18 protein-coding genes are annotated in these 15,970 nt (G+C 54.9%); 2 read left to right on the forward strand and 16 right to left on the reverse strand.

Annotation, left to right across the window (positions count from 1 at the left end; translation table 11 throughout):
• Positions 1–219: 219 nt before the first annotated feature.
• A complete protein-coding gene (gene mntR / locus V2S86_RS10145) occupies positions 220–690 on the forward strand; it encodes a manganese-binding transcriptional regulator MntR (RefSeq protein ID WP_330762307.1) in 471 nt (156 codons plus the stop codon).
• Positions 691–746: 56 nt separating this feature from the next.
• On the opposite strand, the gene ptsG is transcribed toward mntR, so the two are convergent.
• The 15 genes from ptsG to yceD all read right to left on the reverse strand — a co-directional run bounded on the left by ptsG (position 747) and on the right by yceD (position 13,825).
• The gene (gene ptsG, locus V2S86_RS10150) at positions 747–2,180 is read right to left on the reverse strand and encodes a PTS glucose transporter subunit IIBC (protein WP_330762308.1); all 1,434 of its coding nucleotides are present in this window, start codon (positions 2,178–2,180) and stop codon (positions 747–749) included.
• 336 nt (positions 2,181–2,516) lie between these two features.
• Positions 2,517–3,293 carry a metal-dependent hydrolase gene (locus V2S86_RS10155; RefSeq protein WP_013812441.1) on the reverse strand — a complete coding sequence of 259 codons (777 nt, stop codon included), beginning with the start codon at positions 3,291–3,293 and terminating at the stop codon, positions 2,517–2,519.
• 14 nt (positions 3,294–3,307) lie between these two features.
• The gene (holB, locus tag V2S86_RS10160; RefSeq protein WP_330762309.1) at positions 3,308–4,315 is read right to left on the reverse strand and encodes a DNA polymerase III subunit delta'; all 1,008 of its coding nucleotides are present in this window, start codon (positions 4,313–4,315) and stop codon (positions 3,308–3,310) included.
• Positions 4,315–4,950 (reverse strand): dTMP kinase, encoded by a 636-nt coding sequence (tmk, locus tag V2S86_RS10165; RefSeq protein ID WP_330762310.1) that lies wholly within the window; start codon positions 4,948–4,950, stop codon positions 4,315–4,317. The genes holB and tmk overlap by 1 nt, the downstream gene beginning before the upstream one ends.
• On the reverse strand, positions 4,940–5,965 hold the full coding sequence (gene mltG, locus V2S86_RS10170) for an endolytic transglycosylase MltG (protein WP_330762311.1): 1,026 nt from the start codon (positions 5,963–5,965) through the stop codon (positions 4,940–4,942). The genes tmk and mltG overlap by 11 nt, the downstream gene beginning before the upstream one ends.
• Positions 5,966–5,978: 13 nt before the next feature.
• Complete coding sequence (gene pabC / locus V2S86_RS10175) at positions 5,979–6,776, reverse strand: aminodeoxychorismate lyase (protein ID WP_330762312.1); 798 nt, start codon at positions 6,774–6,776, stop codon at positions 5,979–5,981.
• Between the two features lie 32 nt (positions 6,777–6,808).
• Positions 6,809–7,525: an SDR family oxidoreductase gene (locus V2S86_RS10180; protein ID WP_330762313.1), complete on the reverse strand. Its 717-nt coding sequence runs from the start codon at positions 7,523–7,525 to the stop codon at positions 6,809–6,811.
• A 181-nt stretch (positions 7,526–7,706) separates the two neighbouring features.
• Entirely contained in the window at positions 7,707–8,948 is a 1,242-nt protein-coding gene (gene fabF / locus V2S86_RS10185) for a beta-ketoacyl-ACP synthase II (RefSeq protein WP_330762314.1), read from the reverse strand.
• 82 nt (positions 8,949–9,030) lie between these two features.
• Complete coding sequence (gene acpP, locus V2S86_RS10190; protein ID WP_004719003.1) at positions 9,031–9,267, reverse strand: acyl carrier protein; 237 nt, start codon at positions 9,265–9,267, stop codon at positions 9,031–9,033.
• Between the two features lie 154 nt (positions 9,268–9,421).
• Positions 9,422–10,156 carry a 3-oxoacyl-ACP reductase FabG gene (fabG, locus tag V2S86_RS10195; protein ID WP_006322510.1) on the reverse strand — a complete coding sequence of 245 codons (735 nt, stop codon included), beginning with the start codon at positions 10,154–10,156 and terminating at the stop codon, positions 9,422–9,424.
• Positions 10,157–10,167: 11 nt separating this feature from the next.
• Positions 10,168–11,097 (reverse strand): ACP S-malonyltransferase, encoded by a 930-nt coding sequence (gene fabD / locus V2S86_RS10200; protein ID WP_330762315.1) that lies wholly within the window; start codon positions 11,095–11,097, stop codon positions 10,168–10,170.
• Positions 11,098–11,113: 16 nt separating this feature from the next.
• On the reverse strand, positions 11,114–12,067 hold the full coding sequence (locus tag V2S86_RS10205; RefSeq protein WP_330762316.1) for a beta-ketoacyl-ACP synthase III: 954 nt from the start codon (positions 12,065–12,067) through the stop codon (positions 11,114–11,116).
• 6 nt (positions 12,068–12,073) lie between these two features.
• Entirely contained in the window at positions 12,074–13,108 is a 1,035-nt protein-coding gene (gene plsX / locus V2S86_RS10210; protein WP_330762317.1) for a phosphate acyltransferase PlsX, read from the reverse strand.
• Between the two features lie 11 nt (positions 13,109–13,119).
• Positions 13,120–13,287, reverse strand: a complete 168-nt coding sequence (gene rpmF, locus V2S86_RS10215) for a 50S ribosomal protein L32 (RefSeq protein ID WP_004943042.1) — start codon at positions 13,285–13,287, stop codon at positions 13,120–13,122.
• Positions 13,288–13,303: 16 nt separating this feature from the next.
• Positions 13,304–13,825: a 23S rRNA accumulation protein YceD gene (gene yceD, locus V2S86_RS10220; RefSeq protein WP_006322514.1), complete on the reverse strand. Its 522-nt coding sequence runs from the start codon at positions 13,823–13,825 to the stop codon at positions 13,304–13,306.
• A 142-nt stretch (positions 13,826–13,967) separates the two neighbouring features.
• On the opposite strand from yceD, the gene V2S86_RS10225 reads away from it, so the two are divergent.
• Complete coding sequence (locus V2S86_RS10225) at positions 13,968–14,549, forward strand: Maf family protein (protein ID WP_330762318.1); 582 nt, start codon at positions 13,968–13,970, stop codon at positions 14,547–14,549.
• A gap of 15 nt (positions 14,550–14,564) precedes the next feature.
• Here the strand turns inward: V2S86_RS10225 and rluC are convergent, their stop codons facing one another.
• Positions 14,565–15,527 carry a 23S rRNA pseudouridine(955/2504/2580) synthase RluC gene (rluC, locus tag V2S86_RS10230; protein ID WP_330762319.1) on the reverse strand — a complete coding sequence of 321 codons (963 nt, stop codon included), beginning with the start codon at positions 15,525–15,527 and terminating at the stop codon, positions 14,565–14,567.
• Between the last annotated feature and the right edge of the window lie 443 nt (positions 15,528–15,970).

Consider the following 15,970-nt stretch of genomic DNA (forward strand, 5'->3'; position numbering starts at 1 on the left):
TAATATTGTTCTGGTTATTTTTTACCCAACACTCAGAACAATGTAGCATCGGCTACACTTTATGCAAAATGGAAGATACTTTGCCTTTGTGTACAAATATTTCTTATTGTCATTGAGTACGGCGGCTGAATTGATAATGCGTCGCTATTAGACTAACGTAAGGCAGGATTCCATTAGTCTGGAACTCACTGGTTTAACCTATAAAGGACGTCCCAGAATATGGTAACAAGCGCGCCAGATAACGCCGAACGCCCTACCTTGGCTGAAATGCCGGATGAGGCTGAGCACGCCCTGCGTTTTACCCGCGCCCGTGAAGCGCAGTCGAATGCGTTGATCGAAGATTACGTCGAACTGATTGCCGATCTGCTGCTGACCACTCGCGAAGCCAGAACCACCGACATCGCCCGTCGCTTTGGCGTTTCCCACCCCACGGCGATCAAGAACATTGCGCGGCTGAAGAGCGCCGGATTGGTAGAGTCACGCCCCTATCGCGGGGTCTTTCTGACTGAAGAAGGTGAACAACTGGCACAGCAAGTGCGCCGCCGGCACCGTATTGTGGTCGACCTGCTGGTGTGCCTCGGGGTGCCGACCGAGACGGCGGAGCTGGACAGCGAAGGGATTGAACACCATATCTCTACGGTCACGCTCGAGGTATTTGAGCGTTTTCTGCAAAACCACGCCGGGAAATAAATCCTCGCCAATAAAAAAGGGAGGCTTTCGCCTCCCTCAAAGCTCCCCAGCCTGAATTAGTGATTACGGATGTATTCGTCCATATCGGTTTTCAGGTTGTCAGATTTGGTACCAAAGATAGCCTGCACGCCAGAGCCTGCGACAACAACGCCGGCAGCACCCAGTTTTTTCAGACCAGGCTGGTCAACCTTGCTCACGTCCGCCACGCTAACGCGCAGACGGGTGATGCAGGCATCCAGATTGGTGATGTTATCTTTACCGCCAAAGGCCTGAACCAAAGCCGCAGACATCTCAGAACCGCCCTGAGCGACCTGCTCGGAAACGGTGTCTTCACGGCCAGGAGTCTTCAGATCCAACTTGGCAATCAGCACGCGGAAGATGGTGTAGTACACCAGACCGTAGATGATACCCACGATTGGGAACAACCAGATCTTGCTGCTGTTGCCGCTCAGCACGATAAAGTCGATCAGACCGTGCGAGAAGCTGGTGCCATCGCGCATCCCCAACAGGATACAGATCGGGAACGCCAGACCAGCCAGAATGGCGTGGATTGCGTACAGGATCGGCGCAACGAACATGAAGGAGAACTCGATCGGCTCGGTGATACCGGTCAGGAACGAGGTCAACGCAGCGGAGATCATGATACCGCCGACTTTAGCGCGGTTTTCCGGCTTGGCTGAATGCCAGATGGCAATAGCGGCAGCAGGCAGACCGTACATTTTGAACAGGAAGCCACCGGACAGTTTACCCGCAGTCGGGTCACCCGCCATGTAACGCGGGATATCGCCGTGGAATACCTGGCCGGCCGCGTTGGTGAACTCACCGATCTGCATTTGGAAAGGTACATTCCAGATATGGTGCAGACCAAACGGCACCAGCGCACGTTCAACCACGCCGTAGATACCAAACGCCACTACCGGGTTCTGATAAGCAGCCCACTGGGAGAAGGTCTGGATAGCCGAACCGATTGGCGGCCAGATGAAGGACAGGACTACGCCCAGAACGATCGCCGCCAGGCCGGAGATAATCGGCACAAACCGCTTACCGGCAAAGAAGCCCAGGTATTCAGGCAACTGAATACGGAAGAAGCGGTTAAACATATAGGCCGCGATGGAGCCGGAGATAATCCCCCCGAGCACACCGGTATCCGCCAGGTGTTTAGCCGCAATTTCTTCAGCCGGCAGGTGCAGAACCAAAGGTGCAACCACCGCCATGGTTTTCACCATGATGCCGTAAGCCACTACCGCAGCCAACGCAGAGACACCATCGTTATTGGTGAAGCCCAGGGCAACACCGATAGCGAAAATCAGCGGCATGTTGGCGAAAACTGAACCGCCGGCTTCCGCCATCACGTGAGAGACTACCGCAGGTAGCCAGCTAAAGTTGGCGGAACCGACGCCCAGCAGAATACCTGCGATAGGCAATACGGAAACCGGCAGCATTAGCGACTTACCTACTTTTTGCAGGTTTGCAAATGCGTTCTTGAACATAGTTGAGTGTGCTCCTGAGTAATAGTGCTTTGCTACTTCTCGCGATTCTTCGCGTTGCAAGGGGGGGAGAAAAACCCCTGCAATTCAGGGTGTCTGAGCACCCCTTGAATTTTTACGCAGAGTAAAATAAATACTCTGCGCAATGTTTGATGGCAGTCACGTTTCGATGAACAAAGCCGGGTATTTTTCTTGAATCGACCATTTTTTATCAAAAAAGACGAAAAAAAGCCCAGCCATCGCCATAAAACGGGTGGGAACATTACCCGTTTCAGCGATTAATTACGAGCTTAAAAAAAAATCCAACATCAATGACTACAGCTAAGCCTAGGCCAAGGATTATAGTTCGATGTGAAATAAGCGTGAAAAGTTGGCGGTGGTGGTTTCGGCCAGCGTTTCCAGGCTCACGCCCTTCAATACCGCCATATATTCAGCCACATCACGCACGTAGGCAGGTTGGTTTTCTTTGCCGCGATGCGGCACCGGAGCAAGATACGGCGAGTCGGTTTCCACCAGAATGCGATCGAGCGGCACGTAGCGCGCCACCTCACGGAGTTGCTCTGCATTGCGGAAGGTCAGGATGCCGGAAAAGGAAATATAGAAACCCAAATCGAGCAGCGCTTCTGCGGTAGCGATGTCTTCGGTAAAACAGTGCAGCACGCCGCCGCAGTCCTGCGAGTTCTCTTCACGCAGGATCGCCAGCGTATCTTCACGCGCGTCGCGGGTATGCACGATCACCGGTTTGTTCAGCGCACGACCAATGCGGATATGCTCACGGAATGACGCTTGCTGCAGCTCGAGATTGTCTTTCTGATAGAAATAATCCAGCCCGGTTTCTCCCAGCGCCACCACCTGCTCGGCCGCCGCCAAACGGCGCAGCTCGGCGTAATCGTAACCGCCCTCGAGATTGAGCGGATGGACACCGCAGGAGAACGCCACGTCATCGCGTGGGCCGATCAACTGCGTCATGGCCTGATAACCCGGCAACGTGGTCGCTACCGCCAGAACGTAGCCGACATCGCGCGCCTTGGCTTTCGCCAGAGCGTCATCCACGTTTTGATGCAGCGTTTGGTAATCCAGGCCATCAAGATGACAATGCGAATCTACTAACAACATAATAGTTAACTCTTTTACAACGGATGAGGATGAGAATAGCCGGTAGCGCCAAGCATCTGCTCCCAACTGAGCAAGCGCTCGGTCAGCAACAGTTCGCGATTGACGCCGGTTACGTTAAGCAACTGCTGGCGGCAATTGAGCCATTGCTGCACCACTTGCTGCAGCGAGCTACCGCTCAGGCGGCCGGCCAATTGGTGCACCAACGGTTGCTGATCCTGATTAAGCATAAAGCTCGCCGCGCCCTGCTGCCACTTCATGGCATCCACCAGCAATGCGCATAACCAGTGCAGCCGCTCCGCCACGTCTTCGTGATTCAGCGCCGGCAACAGCGACAGCATGTCATGCTGCGGCAGGGCGGCATTCAGTGCAGCACACAAAGCGCTGCGCTGCTGCCAACGTTCGGGTTGCAACAGTTGCTCGGCGGCCAACGGCGCCCCGTCGTGCAGCCGCAGTGCGGTGAGGAGATCCACCGAATTGCCTGGCGTTTGCCGGTTCAACCACTGCAAACTGAGCTGTTCATCCGGGCTGGCGAGATGCCAATAGAAACAGCGGCTACGCAATGTCGCCAGCAGCCGTGAAGGCTCGCGGCAGCTCAACAGGAAATAGGTTTTTTCCGGCGGTTCTTCCAGCGTTTTCAACAGGGCATTGGCGGCCGCTTCAGTCAGCAGTTCCGCCTGCGGCAACCAGATAACCTTGGCGCCCCCCTGCTGGGCGTGGGAATAAAGGGTTTCGATCACCTGGCGGATAGGTTCAATCCCCAGGCTGCTTTTGCCCTTCTCCGGCGTCAATACGTGATAGTCCGGATGGTTGCCCGCCAGCATAAGCCGGCAGCTATGACACTCACCGCAGCTTTTCTCGCCGTTGCGCCGCTGACAAATCAACCAGCGGCTCAGACCATAAGCCAGCGCTTCATCGCCATTGCCGGCAGCAGCATGCAGCAACAGCGCATGGTGACCACGGCCTGCGGCATATTGCCCGACCAACTGACGGTAAGGCGTGTTCAGCCACGGGTACCAGTTCATTACGCGCCTTCCTGCTGTAGCCATTGGCTGAGGCAACTGCGGATAGCCGCCGTCACCTGTTCCAGCGATTGAGAGGCGTCAACGGTGACGATAGAGTCGTCCTGCGCCGCCAACTCCAGATAGCGCGAGCGGGTGCGTTCAAAGAACGGCAGCGCTTCCTGCTCAATACGATCCAGCTCGCCGCGCGCACGGGCGCGTTGCAGGCCAACCAGCGGCGGCAGATCCAGATAAACCGTCAGGTCCGGGCGGAAATCCCCCAAGACGGTATCACGCAGCGAGGCCATCAGTTGTTGATCTACACCACGACCGCCGCCCTGGTAGGCCTGCGATGACAAATCGTGACGATCGCCGACCACCCAGGCACCGCGTGCCAGCGCCGGTTTGATGACGGTTTCTACCAGTTGCACGCGGGCGGCATACAGCATCAGCACTTCGGCTTTGATAGTCGGCAATTCGCCGTCTACGCCACGTTTGAACAGATCGCGCAGCTTTTCCGCCAGCGGGGTACCGCCCGGCTCGCGAGTAAAGACAATGTCGTTAATGCCGTGCTCGCGCAGTACGTTGACCAGGGTATCGCGCGCGGTGGTTTTCCCCGCGCCCTCAAGCCCTTCGATAACCACGAATTTACTTTTCATTCTTTTCCTTAAGCACCTGGCGATAGGCGCGCACCGCCTGATTATGGCTTGCCAGGTTAGTGGTAAACTGGTGGCCACCCTTGCCGTCGGCGACAAAGTACAAATAAGGCGTCTTCGCCGGATTGGCGGCGGCTTCCAAAGAAGCCTGGCCCGGCATGGCGATCGGTGTCGGCGGCAGGCCGCTGATCACATAAGTGTTGTATGGCGTCGGCGTTTCCAGATCTTTACGGGTAATATTGCCATTATAGGCGTCGCCCATGCCGTAGATCACCGTTGGGTCAGTTTGCAGGCGCATGCCAATACGCAGGCGGTTAATGAATACCGAAGCCACCTTGGTGCGTTCTTCCGGCACGGCGGTTTCCTTCTCGACTATTGAAGCCATAGTCAGCAAATCTTCCGGCGTCTTGTAGGGCAAACTGGTATCGCGGCTTTGCCAGGCGGCTTCCAGCGTCTTGATCATGCGCAGATGAGCACGCTTAAGCAGCGCGATATCGCTCATGCCGGCAGTATACAGATAGGTATCCGGGTACAGGCGCCCTTCCGGATGAGTGTCCTCCGGCAGGCCCAGCGCCACGGCGATTTCCGCTTCGCTTTTGCCCGCCAGCGTATGTTTGAGGTATTTCGACTGCTGCAGCACCAACAGCCAGTCGCGCAGGCGCGAACCTTCGATAAAACGCGCGCTGAACTGGGCTTCTTTACCGCTGGCCAACAGTTTAAGCATCTGGCGCACCGTCATTCCCGGCGTAAAGCGGTAAGTGCCGGCCTTGAACTCTGCCAGTTGCGGCTCCAGGCGCAGCAACCACGGGAACCAGGCACCGTTGCGGATCAGCTTGTCGCGTACCAGCAAGCCTTCCAGCGCTACCCGCCCGGTACCCGCAGGCAGTTTAAAAATGGCTTCCTGCTGGATCGCCAATGGCGTATCGGCAAAGCGTTCAATCTTCTGGTAACCCCAGAACAGCAGAGCCAATACCAGAACAACAATAATAGAAACGATCTTCAGCTTTCTTTTCTTCATCAATCAGCCATCGTTAACAGTGTGGGCGCAAAAAATCATACAGTTGACGTGAGTGATAACGCCATGATTGCGCTGTATTTACCGGCAGCAATGGCATCAGCGCGTTGCTCACCAGCACTTCTTCGGCGTCGGCCAGAGTGACCAGCGGCTCGCTGACGCAGTGCAATGAATATTCACTGCCCGCCAGCAACTCAATTACCCTGCGGCGCATCAAACCAGCCACGCCGGCCTGGCTCAGATCGGGCGTAAATACCGCTTTCCCTTTACGCCAGAATAAATTAGCCGCACAGCATTCCACCAGCATACCGGCAGTGTCAAGCACCAGCGCCTCGTCGGCCGTCGTCTGGTCAAGATGCGCGCGGATCAACACCTGCTCCAGGCGGTTCAAGTGTTTCAGCCCCGCAAGCAACGGGTTACGCGCCAGAGCCACCGGGCTGAGCGCCAGGTTAATTCCCTGTTCACGCCACGACAGGTAATGGGTAGGATATGCGCTGCGAGAAACAATCCGCGTAGGATTTTCACACCCCTGCGGGCTGTAACCTCGTCCGCCGCTGCCGCGCGTCAGTATCGCTTTGACCACGCCGAGCGGGATAGATTCTGCCGCATGCACCATTTCACTTTCAAGAGCCCCCCAATCTGTAACCGGCATCATCAGCCGCTGCGCCGCCTGTTGCAGGCGCTCAATATGCCAGGGAAGCAGCTCTATTCTGCCATCGATAACCCTGGCAGTAGTAAAACAGCCATCACCGAACTGCAAACCGCGATCGCTTGGCGCTAACGCATCATGCTGTTGTCCGTTAATCCAGTACATAGTTCCCCACTCTCTCCTCGTTATGCCGGCGCTTAGCGGCAAGGCCCCTGGAAGTGGATGGCGTTGATGTGGCAGCTGCGCGGCTGCCGCAGCACAAAACGCATCGTTTCCCAGATCGAACGTGCGTTCAGCACAGGTTGCTCCGCTGGTTGTGGAGGCTCGTCATCCAGGCCGCTCATTTCAAAATCCGGCGGATAGAAACCCGTCACCCGAATGTTTTCCGCCGCCAGGTGGTGCGCAATGTTGTGGCAAAAGCCCCCAATCCCTTGCTTGGCGGCAAAAAATGCCGGATGGGCACTCGACCCGGTGAATTGAGGTATGCCGCACGCCGACACCATTACCATAATATCAGCCCCGGCCGAAAGCCGCAGGCTGGGCAACAGTGCGCGAGTCAGCAAAATATTCCCCGTCAGCCCAGAGTTGATGGTGCCGATGACATCGACATCATCTTTACTCTCCAGCGCCCCCTCAAGCCATTGGGCTGCGCTCAATACCAGGATGTCGATCGGCCTGTCGTCCTGCAACAGTTGATCGACAAACGCCGTAAGCGAAGCTGGATCGGCTATATCGCACTGGTAGGCCTGTGCCCGCCCGCCTTCGGCTCGTATGATTTTTTGAGTTTCCCTTGCGCTGTCGAGTTGTCGGGCGCAAATATCCACGTCAACGCCCTCACGCGCCAGCCAGACCGACACGGCTTGCCCAAAATCGCGCCCGCCCCCCGTTACCAACGCACGTTTTCCGCTCAACATACACTTTCTCCTGCTGACCTAACCATGGAATTACTCCGACTTTTGCCGGCAACCTGCCACCAGTAAAGCCTATTCCATTAATCTTTCAGCCAAAAAAGTGCGGAACTCATTTTTTTATTTATAAACAACCCATAAAAAAACCCGCTCGAAAGCGGGTTTTTACCGTCTGCCAGCAGACGCATCACACCTTGCGGAAGATCAGCGAGCCGTTAGTACCGCCGAAACCGAAGGAGTTACACAACGTGTACTGCATATCGCTTACCTGGCGCGCTTCGTGCGGAACGAAGTCCAGATCGCAACCTTCATCCGGGTTATCCAGATTGATGGTTGGCGGAACCGCTTGATCACGCAATGCCAGCACGGTGAAGATCGATTCAATCGCACCTGCCGCACCCAACAGGTGGCCGGTCATCGATTTGGTCGAACTGACCATCACACGCTTTGCATCGCTGCCAAATACCGACTTCACTGCCTGAGTTTCAGCGGTATCGCCGGCTGGCGTAGAGGTGCCGTGCGCGTTGATATACCCGATTTGTGACGTGGTCACACCGGCGTCAAGCAAAGCGTTTTCCATTGCCAGCGCGGCGCCCGCACCGTTTTCCGGCGGAGACGTCATGTGATAGGCATCGCTGCTCATCCCAAAACCGACAACTTCAGCGTAAATCTTGGCACCACGTTTCTTGGCGTGTTCGTACTCTTCCAGCACCATCATGCCGGCACCGTCACCCAGGACGAAACCGTCACGGTCTTTATCCCATGGTCGGCTGGCGGCCTGAGGGTTTTCGTTGCGGGTCGAGAGCGCACGCGCTGCACCGAAACCGCCAACCCCCAGCGGAGTACTGGCTTTCTCTGCCCCACCGGCCAGCATAACGTCGGCATCATTGTAAGCAATGATACGCGCGGCATGGCCAATGTTATGTACACCTGACGTACAGGCGGTGGCGATCGAAATGCTCGGGCCACGCATACCAAACATAATTGTCAGGTGACCTGCAATCATATTCACGATGGTTGACGGCACAAAGAACGGACTGATTTTCCGTGGGCCACCGTTAACCAGTGAACTGTGGTTTTCTTCAATCAAACCCAGGCCGCCGATACCGGAGCCGATAGCGGCACCAATGCGGCTGGCGTTAGCCTCGGTGATATCCAGCCCCGCATCCTGCATGGCTTGCATGCCGGCAGCGATCCCGTACTGGATGAAGGCGTCCATCTTGCGCGCATCTTTGCGAGAGATGAAATCCTCTGAATTAAAGTTCTTTACCAGGCCAGCAAATTTAGTCGCATAGGCAGTGGTATCGAAATGGTCGATCAGGCTGATGCCACTCTGACCGGCAAGAAGAGCGTTCCATGTGGACTCTACAGTATTGCCGACAGGAGACAACATGCCCAGTCCGGTCACAACTACTCGACGCTTAGACACGTTTGTCCTCCAAGGAGGGAAAAATATGACACTAGGGATCAAAAAAACTTAGGCGGTCGAATGACCGCCTAGATATGTTCTCTTACTGCTGGCTAGCGTTGATGAAATCAATAGCTGCCTGAACAGTAGTGATTTTCTCAGCTTCTTCGTCTGGAATCTCAGTATCGAATTCTTCTTCCAGTGCCATTACCAGTTCAACGGTGTCGAGAGAATCAGCGCCCAGATCTTCAACGAAAGAAGCGTTATTTAAAACTTCTTCCTGTTTAACACCCAGTTGCTCAACAATGATTTTCTTAACACGTTCTTCGATAGTGCTCATACTCTTAAATTTCCTATCAAAACTCGCTTTCGCGATGGTTTTCGTAGTGTATAAAATGTTGAAAAAGATGCAACTAAATCCCGGCTGGTCAAACCACGATTTTACGCTATTTTGCGGTTTTTACCCCAAATAACGCAAATAGTTTTCGCATTTTTTAAATCATGTACATGCCGCCATTGACATGTAACGTTTCACCGGTGATGTAGCCAGCCTCATCAGAGGCTAAGAATGCAACAGCGCTGGCGATTTCTTTAGCATCTCCCAGCCGATTGGCTGGAACTGATGACAAAATGCCTGCACGTTGATCATCTGTCAACGCCCGTGTCATGTCCGTCTCAATAAAACCAGGTGCCACGACGTTGACCGTAATGCCACGCGAAGCAACTTCACGTGCCAAAGACTTACTAAAGCCAATCAGACCGGCTTTAGCCGCCGCGTAATTAGCCTGCCCTGCGTTCCCCATGGTGCCAACGACGGAACCGATGGTGATGATCCGGCCAAACCGCTTTTTCATCATAGCTCGCATTACCGCTTTTGACAGACGGAATACGGAAGTCAAATTAGTGTCCAGGATATCCTGCCACTCATCATCCTTCATGCGCATCAGCAGGTTATCACGCGTAATGCCGGCATTATTCACTAAAATGTCGATTTCGCCAAATTCAGCACGAATAGATGCCAGAACGCTGTCGATAGATTGAGCATCAACCACGTTCAGCGCAAACCCTTTGCCGTTTGCTCCCAGATAGCTGCTGATAGCCTCAGCACCGCTTTCACTGGTGGCGGTGCCGATCACTTTGGCGCCACGTGCTGCAAACGACTCTGCAATAGCCCGGCCAATACCCCGACTAGCGCCGGTGACCAGAACAACTTTACCTTCGAAGCTCATTATTTTCCTCTTTATTGTTCAAGCGCCGCTGACAGGCTGGCTGCGTCATTAACCGCCGCCGCCGTCAGGGTGTCAACAATACGTTTAGTCAGACCGGTCAGAACCTTACCCGGGCCAACCTCTAGCAGCGACGTAACGCCCTGTGCTGCCATAAATTCTACGCTCTCGGTCCAACGCACCGGGCTGTACAGCTGGCGTACCAGCGCACTGCGGATGGCTTCTGGATCGGTTTCAGTGCGCACGTCGACGTTATTCACCACCGCTACCTGCGGCGCGCTGAAGCTAATGTCCTGCAACGCGACGGCCAATTTATCTGCCGCCGGCTTCATCAGTGCGCAATGCGAAGGTACGCTCACCGGTAACGGCAACGCACGCTTGGCGCCGGCAGCTTTACAGGCAGCACCTGCGCGCTCAACCGCTTCTTTGTTGCCTGCGATGACAACCTGCCCCGGCGAGTTGAAGTTCACCGGAGACACGATCTGCCCCTGAGCGGACTCTTCACAGGCTTTAGCGATAGCCTCGTTGTCCAGGCCGATAATGGCGAACATCGCGCCAGTGCCTTCCGGCACAGCTTCCTGCATCAGTTTGCCGCGCAGCTCAACCAAGCGAATCGCCGCCTGGAAATCCAGCACACCCGCACACACCAGTGCCGAGTACTCACCCAGGCTGTGGCCCGCCATCATTGCAGGCGCTTTACCGCCCTGTTGTTGCCAAACGCGAAAAATCGCCACGGAAGCGGCCAACAATGCCGGCTGCGTCTGCCAGGTTTTGTTCAGTTCTTCCGCCGGGCCTTGCTGCACCAACTGCCACAGGTCATAACCCAGAACGGACGAAGCCTCGCTGAAAGTTGCTTCAACGATCGGAAATTGCGCCGCCAAATCGGCCAGCATGCCAAGGGACTGAGACCCCTGACCAGGGAAAACAAAAGCAAATTGCGTCATTTTTTCTTCCTGTTAATCAGAAACGGACCAGCGCCGAGCCCCAGGTAAAGCCGCCGCCAAAGGCTTCCAGCAGCACCAGTTGACCACGCTGGATCCGCCCATCACGCACGGCTTCGTCGAACGCCGCCGGGACCGAAGCGGCAGAAGTGTTGCCGTGACGATCGAGCGTCACTACCACTTTCTCCATTCCCATACCCAGTTTTTTCGCCGTCGCACTGATAATGCGCAGGTTGGCCTGATGTGGCACCAGCCAATCCAACTGTTCGCGGTCCAGATTATTGGCTTGCAGCGTTTCTTCCACAATGTGAGCCAGTTCGGTAACCGCAACTTTGAATACTTCATTGCCGGCCATAGTGACGTAGGCCGGCTTGCCTTGATCCTGACGATCCTTGAACGGCAGCGTCAACAGGCCGCCGTAAGTCCCATCGGCATGCAAATGGGTAGACAGAATGCCCGGCTCTTCAGACGCACTCAACAGCACCGCCCCCGCGCCATCACCGAACAGAATGATGGTACCGCGATCTTCTGGATCCAGCGTACGCGACAGCACGTCCGCACCGATCACCAGCGCATGTTTCACCGAGCCATTCTTGACGTACTGATCGGCCACGCTCAGCGCATAGGTAAAACCGGCGCAGGCCGCGGCCAGATCGAAGGCCGCACAGTCTTTAATGCCCAGCATCTGCTGCACCTGGCAAGCAGAGCTGGGGAATGCGTGGCTCGAGGTGGTAGTCGCAACGACGATCAACCCGATGTCTTCTTTAGCCACACCTGCCATTTCCAGCGCTTTTTCAGCTGCATGGAAGCCCATCGTCGCCACGGTTTCGTCGGCGGCAGCGATACGGCGTTCACGGATACCGGTACGCGTGACGATCCACTCGTCAGAGGTATCCACCATTTTTTCAAGGTCAGCATTGGTGCGCACTTGTACGGGTAAATAACTCCCCGTACCGAGAATCTTTGTATACATGTACGATCAGTCACTCTTAGGTAATACAGCTTCAAGGCGCGCAGCAATCCTTTCAGGGACTTGCCGCTGCACCGCCTGCACAGCCTGTTCGATTGCTACTGCAAACGCGTGTGGGTTCGCAGCGCCGTGGCTCTTGATTACGGTGCTGCGCAATCCTAACAGACATGCGCCATTATACTGGTCGGGGTTCAGGTGGCCGAACCGCTTCACCACCCGTTTTTGCAACCAACGGCCTAACAACTTTAACCACCACGCCTGCTTGCCACCGTCTCCGGATGATTTCAGCAGCGATAAAAATACTCTTACCACCCCTTCCATGGTCTTCAGGGTGACGTTACCCACAAAGCCGTCGCAGACCATGACATCGGTTTTACCGGTGAGCAGGTCATTACCTTCCAGGTAACCAATATAGTTGATTGCCGGAGTATTTTTCAGCACGGCGGCCGCTTCGCGAATATTATCCAGGCCTTTGGTCTCTTCTTCACCAATATTCAGCAGCGCCACACGGGGCTGCGCAATACCAACCACCTCTTCGGCCATCACCGCACCCATTACCGCAAACTGCACCAGCATGGTGCTGTCGCATTCAACGTTAGCGCCCAGATCCAGCACGACGGTTTTGCCGCGCTGCTGGTTCGGGATCAGGGTCATCAGCGCCGGACGTTCAATACCGTCCAATGGTTTAATCAGCATTTTCGCCAGGCCCATCAACGCGCCGGTATTACCTGCGCTGACGCAGCCCTGCGCATCGCCGTTTTTAGTCAGCTCCAGCGCAATGCGCATGGACGTACCGCGGCTGGCGCGTATCGCTTGTGAGGGCTTGGCGTCGCCGGCAATCACTGATTCAGCAGGCACGACTTGCAAACGCTCCAGAAGAACCGGATCGGCTTTGGCAAGTAAAGGAGAGAGGGCGTCGGGATCGCCGACCAGCAGGAGATGAAGCTGTAAATTAGAGGCCAGTGCCTGCAATGAAGCAGGCACTGTGACGCAGGGACCGAAGTCCCCGCCCATTGCATCTAACGCCAGGGTTAGACGAGTCAAGGTACCGCTACTTAGCCGATAACCTTGCGACCGCGGTAGAAACCGTCGGCAGTGATGTGGTGACGACGATGAGTTTCACCAGAAGTCGCATCAACAGACAATGTGGTGGTGGTCAGAGCATCGTGTGAACGACGCATGCCACGCTTGGAACGGGTTGGTTTATTTTGTTGTACGGCCATGGACCTTACTCCTTAATTACTTACGCTTTAAACTGGCTAATACGGCAAATGGATTCGGTTTCTCCGCCTCTGCAGGCAGTTTGCCAAATACCATGTCCGCTTCGGACACTTCACAGTGTTCAGATTCATGTAACGGGACGACAGGCAGAGAAAGAATAATTTCATCTTCAATCATTGCCAACAAATCGACTTCGCCAAACTCATCGACTTCGATCGGTTCGTACGCTCCCGGTAATGCCTCAGCCTGCTCATCATTGACGACCGGGCTAAAACAATATGTTGTGTGGATATGACGTTCAAACGGGACGCCACAGCGTTGGCACATCAGGGTTACCTGAACGTCCGAATGCCCTGTTATCACCGCGAGGCGTTGGTTATCTATATCGAAGGATAACGAAACCTCAACATCACTGTCCACACTGACCACGGAGTCGGCAACACGTGTAACCTGCTCAGGCGCATAAGAACCAACGTAGTCCAGGCGTTTCTGAGCGGTACGTACCGCATCAATGGTCAAGGGTAATTTTACCTTTTGCATAGGGCGCGCATATTAACTTTGTAACGACGTAGAGTCAAAGAAAAAGGCCGTAAAACGGCACCTTTCACCAATATTCGCTTCCTCAGCGGCGGACAGTTTAAAATGCTCACTCTGTTTACGCTACGGTTTGCGAAAAAATATTATGCAAAGACTTCTCCTTGCCTCCACCTCGACCTACCGCAAGATGCTGCTGGAAAAGCTGCACCTGCCCTTCGCTTGCGCCGCGCCGCAGGTGGATGAAACCCCGCTGGCCGGGGAAAGCGCCGAGGCGCTGGTGCTACGATTGGCCACAGCGAAAGCCCAAGTACTGGCTGCCGCCTACCCCGAACATCTGATTATCGGCTCCGATCAGGTCTGCGTGATCGAGGGAAAAATCACCGGAAAACCGCACTCGGAAGAGAACGCTTGCGCTCAATTGCGCCAGGCCAGTGGCCAAAGGGTCACCTTTTATACCGGATTGGCGTTGTATAACAGCCGCAGCCGGCATTTGCAGGTGTTGTGCGAGCCCTTTCACGTACATTTTCGCACGCTGAGCGAGGCTGAAATTAGCGCTTACGTTCACCTTGAGCAGCCACTCAACTGCGCAGGCAGCTTTAAAAGTGAGGGATTGGGGATTGCGTTGTTCGAGAAACTTGAGGGGCGGGATCCCAATGCGCTGATCGGTCTGCCGTTGATCGCACTGCTGGACATGCTGCGGGCTGAGGGCATCAACCCGCTGGCATAGGGTAAAAAGGCTGCGTTATTTGCCCTGCGACTGTTTGCGCAACACCTGCAGGCAGTGACGCAGCTCTTCATCCATCGGCGCTTCGATACGCATCGTTTCGCCTGTACCCGGATGTTCGAAACGCAAAGCAGCCGCGTGCAGGAACAAGCGCTTGAGCCCGGTGCCAGCCAGTTGGCGATCGAACTCGCGATCGCCATAGCGATCGTCAAAGGCTATCGGATGCCCGGCATGCAAAGTGTGCACACGGATCTGATGGGTGCGCCCGGTGATCGGGCTGGCTTTGACCAGCGTTGCATGCTCAAAGCGCTCTTCCACCTTGAAACGGGTTTCCGACGGTTTACCTTCGCTGTTGACACGAACGATGCGTTCACCGCTCTGCAGAATGTTTTTCAGCAATGGCGCCTGCACCGCTTTGCAATGTGATTGCCACTGGCCACGAACCAGCGCCAGGTAATCCTTTTGCATCCCTTTCAGGCGCAGTTGCTCATGCAGCGAACGCAGTGCCGAGCGTTTTTTCGCCACCAGCAGCACGCCTGAAGTGTCGCGATCCAAGCGGTGAACCAATTCCAGGAAGCGGGCTTCGGGACGAAGCGCGCGCAGGCCTTCGATCACGCCAAAGCTCAGGCCGCTGCCGCCATGAACGGCAGTACCTGATGGCTTGTTCAGCAGCAGCAGGTGATCGTCTTCATACAATATACAATCTGCCAGCGCAGCCACTTTATCCAGTTTGGCGGAAACCGGTGCCTCTTCACGCTCGGCAACGCGCACCGGCGGTACACGCACCACGTCGCCGGCTGCCAGTTTATATTCTGCCTTGATGCGTCCTTTATTAACCCGCACCTCGCCTTTACGCACGATGCGGTAAATCATGCTCTTCGGCACGCCTTTCAGGCGGGCAAGCAAAAAGTTGTCGATTCTCTGACCGGCTTCGTCGTCAGAAATTGTGATTAATTGTACTGCGGGAATGTTCGTTTTCATGGAGCGGGATTCTAAATAGAGCGAGTAAATAGCGCCACTTCTTTTTCTGTGCTTAACTGTCTCTCTGACTGCAGATGAATCCCCTGCGCACAATAAGGCAGCAAGCCGATTTGAACGTTTGCGATTTCTTCCGCAGTTAAGGAAAAGTCACCTTGCTATAACGGTATCAGCAGTGGAATAATGCATTTACTTTCCACGTTGATTCTCGTTAAACAGGGAAAACGGTGGAATTATAAAATTTGTCTGATGGCGCAAAAACGCAGCAATGGCGTAAGACGTAATGCGAAATCAAACAATTAGCGGGCTGCGGGTTGCAGCTTGGCCGGCAAACGGAATCAGATCTGTCGACGTAAATCAGAGGCTATTCCCCTAGTAAAAGTGCTGTTTTTCACAAAGAAATACAGGCTTACCGAGATAATGCGCCCCTATGCAAGCGACAACCG

This window comes from Serratia sp. C2(1) (assembly GCF_036352655.1).
Lineage (GTDB): Bacteria > Pseudomonadota > Gammaproteobacteria > Enterobacterales > Enterobacteriaceae > Serratia > Serratia inhibens.

Coding starts and splice junctions, on each gene's coding strand:
- mntR (WP_330762307.1), top strand. CDS start 220: ATGGTAACAAGCGCGCCAGATAACGCCGAACGCCCTACCTTGGCTGAA.
- ptsG (WP_330762308.1), bottom strand. CDS start 2,180: ATGTTCAAGAACGCATTTGCAAACCTGCAAAAAGTAGGTAAGTCGCTA.
- V2S86_RS10155 (WP_013812441.1), bottom strand. CDS start 3,293: ATGTTGTTAGTAGATTCGCATTGTCATCTTGATGGCCTGGATTACCAA.
- holB (WP_330762309.1), bottom strand. CDS start 4,315: ATGAACTGGTACCCGTGGCTGAACACGCCTTACCGTCAGTTGGTCGGG.
- tmk (WP_330762310.1), bottom strand. CDS start 4,950: ATGAAAAGTAAATTCGTGGTTATCGAAGGGCTTGAGGGCGCGGGGAAA.
- mltG (WP_330762311.1), bottom strand. CDS start 5,965: ATGAAGAAAAGAAAGCTGAAGATCGTTTCTATTATTGTTGTTCTGGTA.
- pabC (WP_330762312.1), bottom strand. CDS start 6,776: ATGTACTGGATTAACGGACAACAGCATGATGCGTTAGCGCCAAGCGAT.
- V2S86_RS10180 (WP_330762313.1), bottom strand. CDS start 7,525: ATGTTGAGCGGAAAACGTGCGTTGGTAACGGGGGGCGGGCGCGATTTT.
- acpP (WP_004719003.1), bottom strand. CDS start 9,267: ATGAGCACTATCGAAGAACGTGTTAAGAAAATCATTGTTGAGCAACTG.
- fabG (WP_006322510.1), bottom strand. CDS start 10,156: ATGAGCTTCGAAGGTAAAGTTGTTCTGGTCACCGGCGCTAGTCGGGGT.
- fabD (WP_330762315.1), bottom strand. CDS start 11,097: ATGACGCAATTTGCTTTTGTTTTCCCTGGTCAGGGGTCTCAGTCCCTT.
- V2S86_RS10205 (WP_330762316.1), bottom strand. CDS start 12,067: ATGTATACAAAGATTCTCGGTACGGGGAGTTATTTACCCGTACAAGTG.
- rpmF (WP_004943042.1), bottom strand. CDS start 13,287: ATGGCCGTACAACAAAATAAACCAACCCGTTCCAAGCGTGGCATGCGT.
- yceD (WP_006322514.1), bottom strand. CDS start 13,825: ATGCAAAAGGTAAAATTACCCTTGACCATTGATGCGGTACGTACCGCT.
- V2S86_RS10225 (WP_330762318.1), top strand. CDS start 13,968: ATGCAAAGACTTCTCCTTGCCTCCACCTCGACCTACCGCAAGATGCTG.
- rluC (WP_330762319.1), bottom strand. CDS start 15,527: ATGAAAACGAACATTCCCGCAGTACAATTAATCACAATTTCTGACGAC.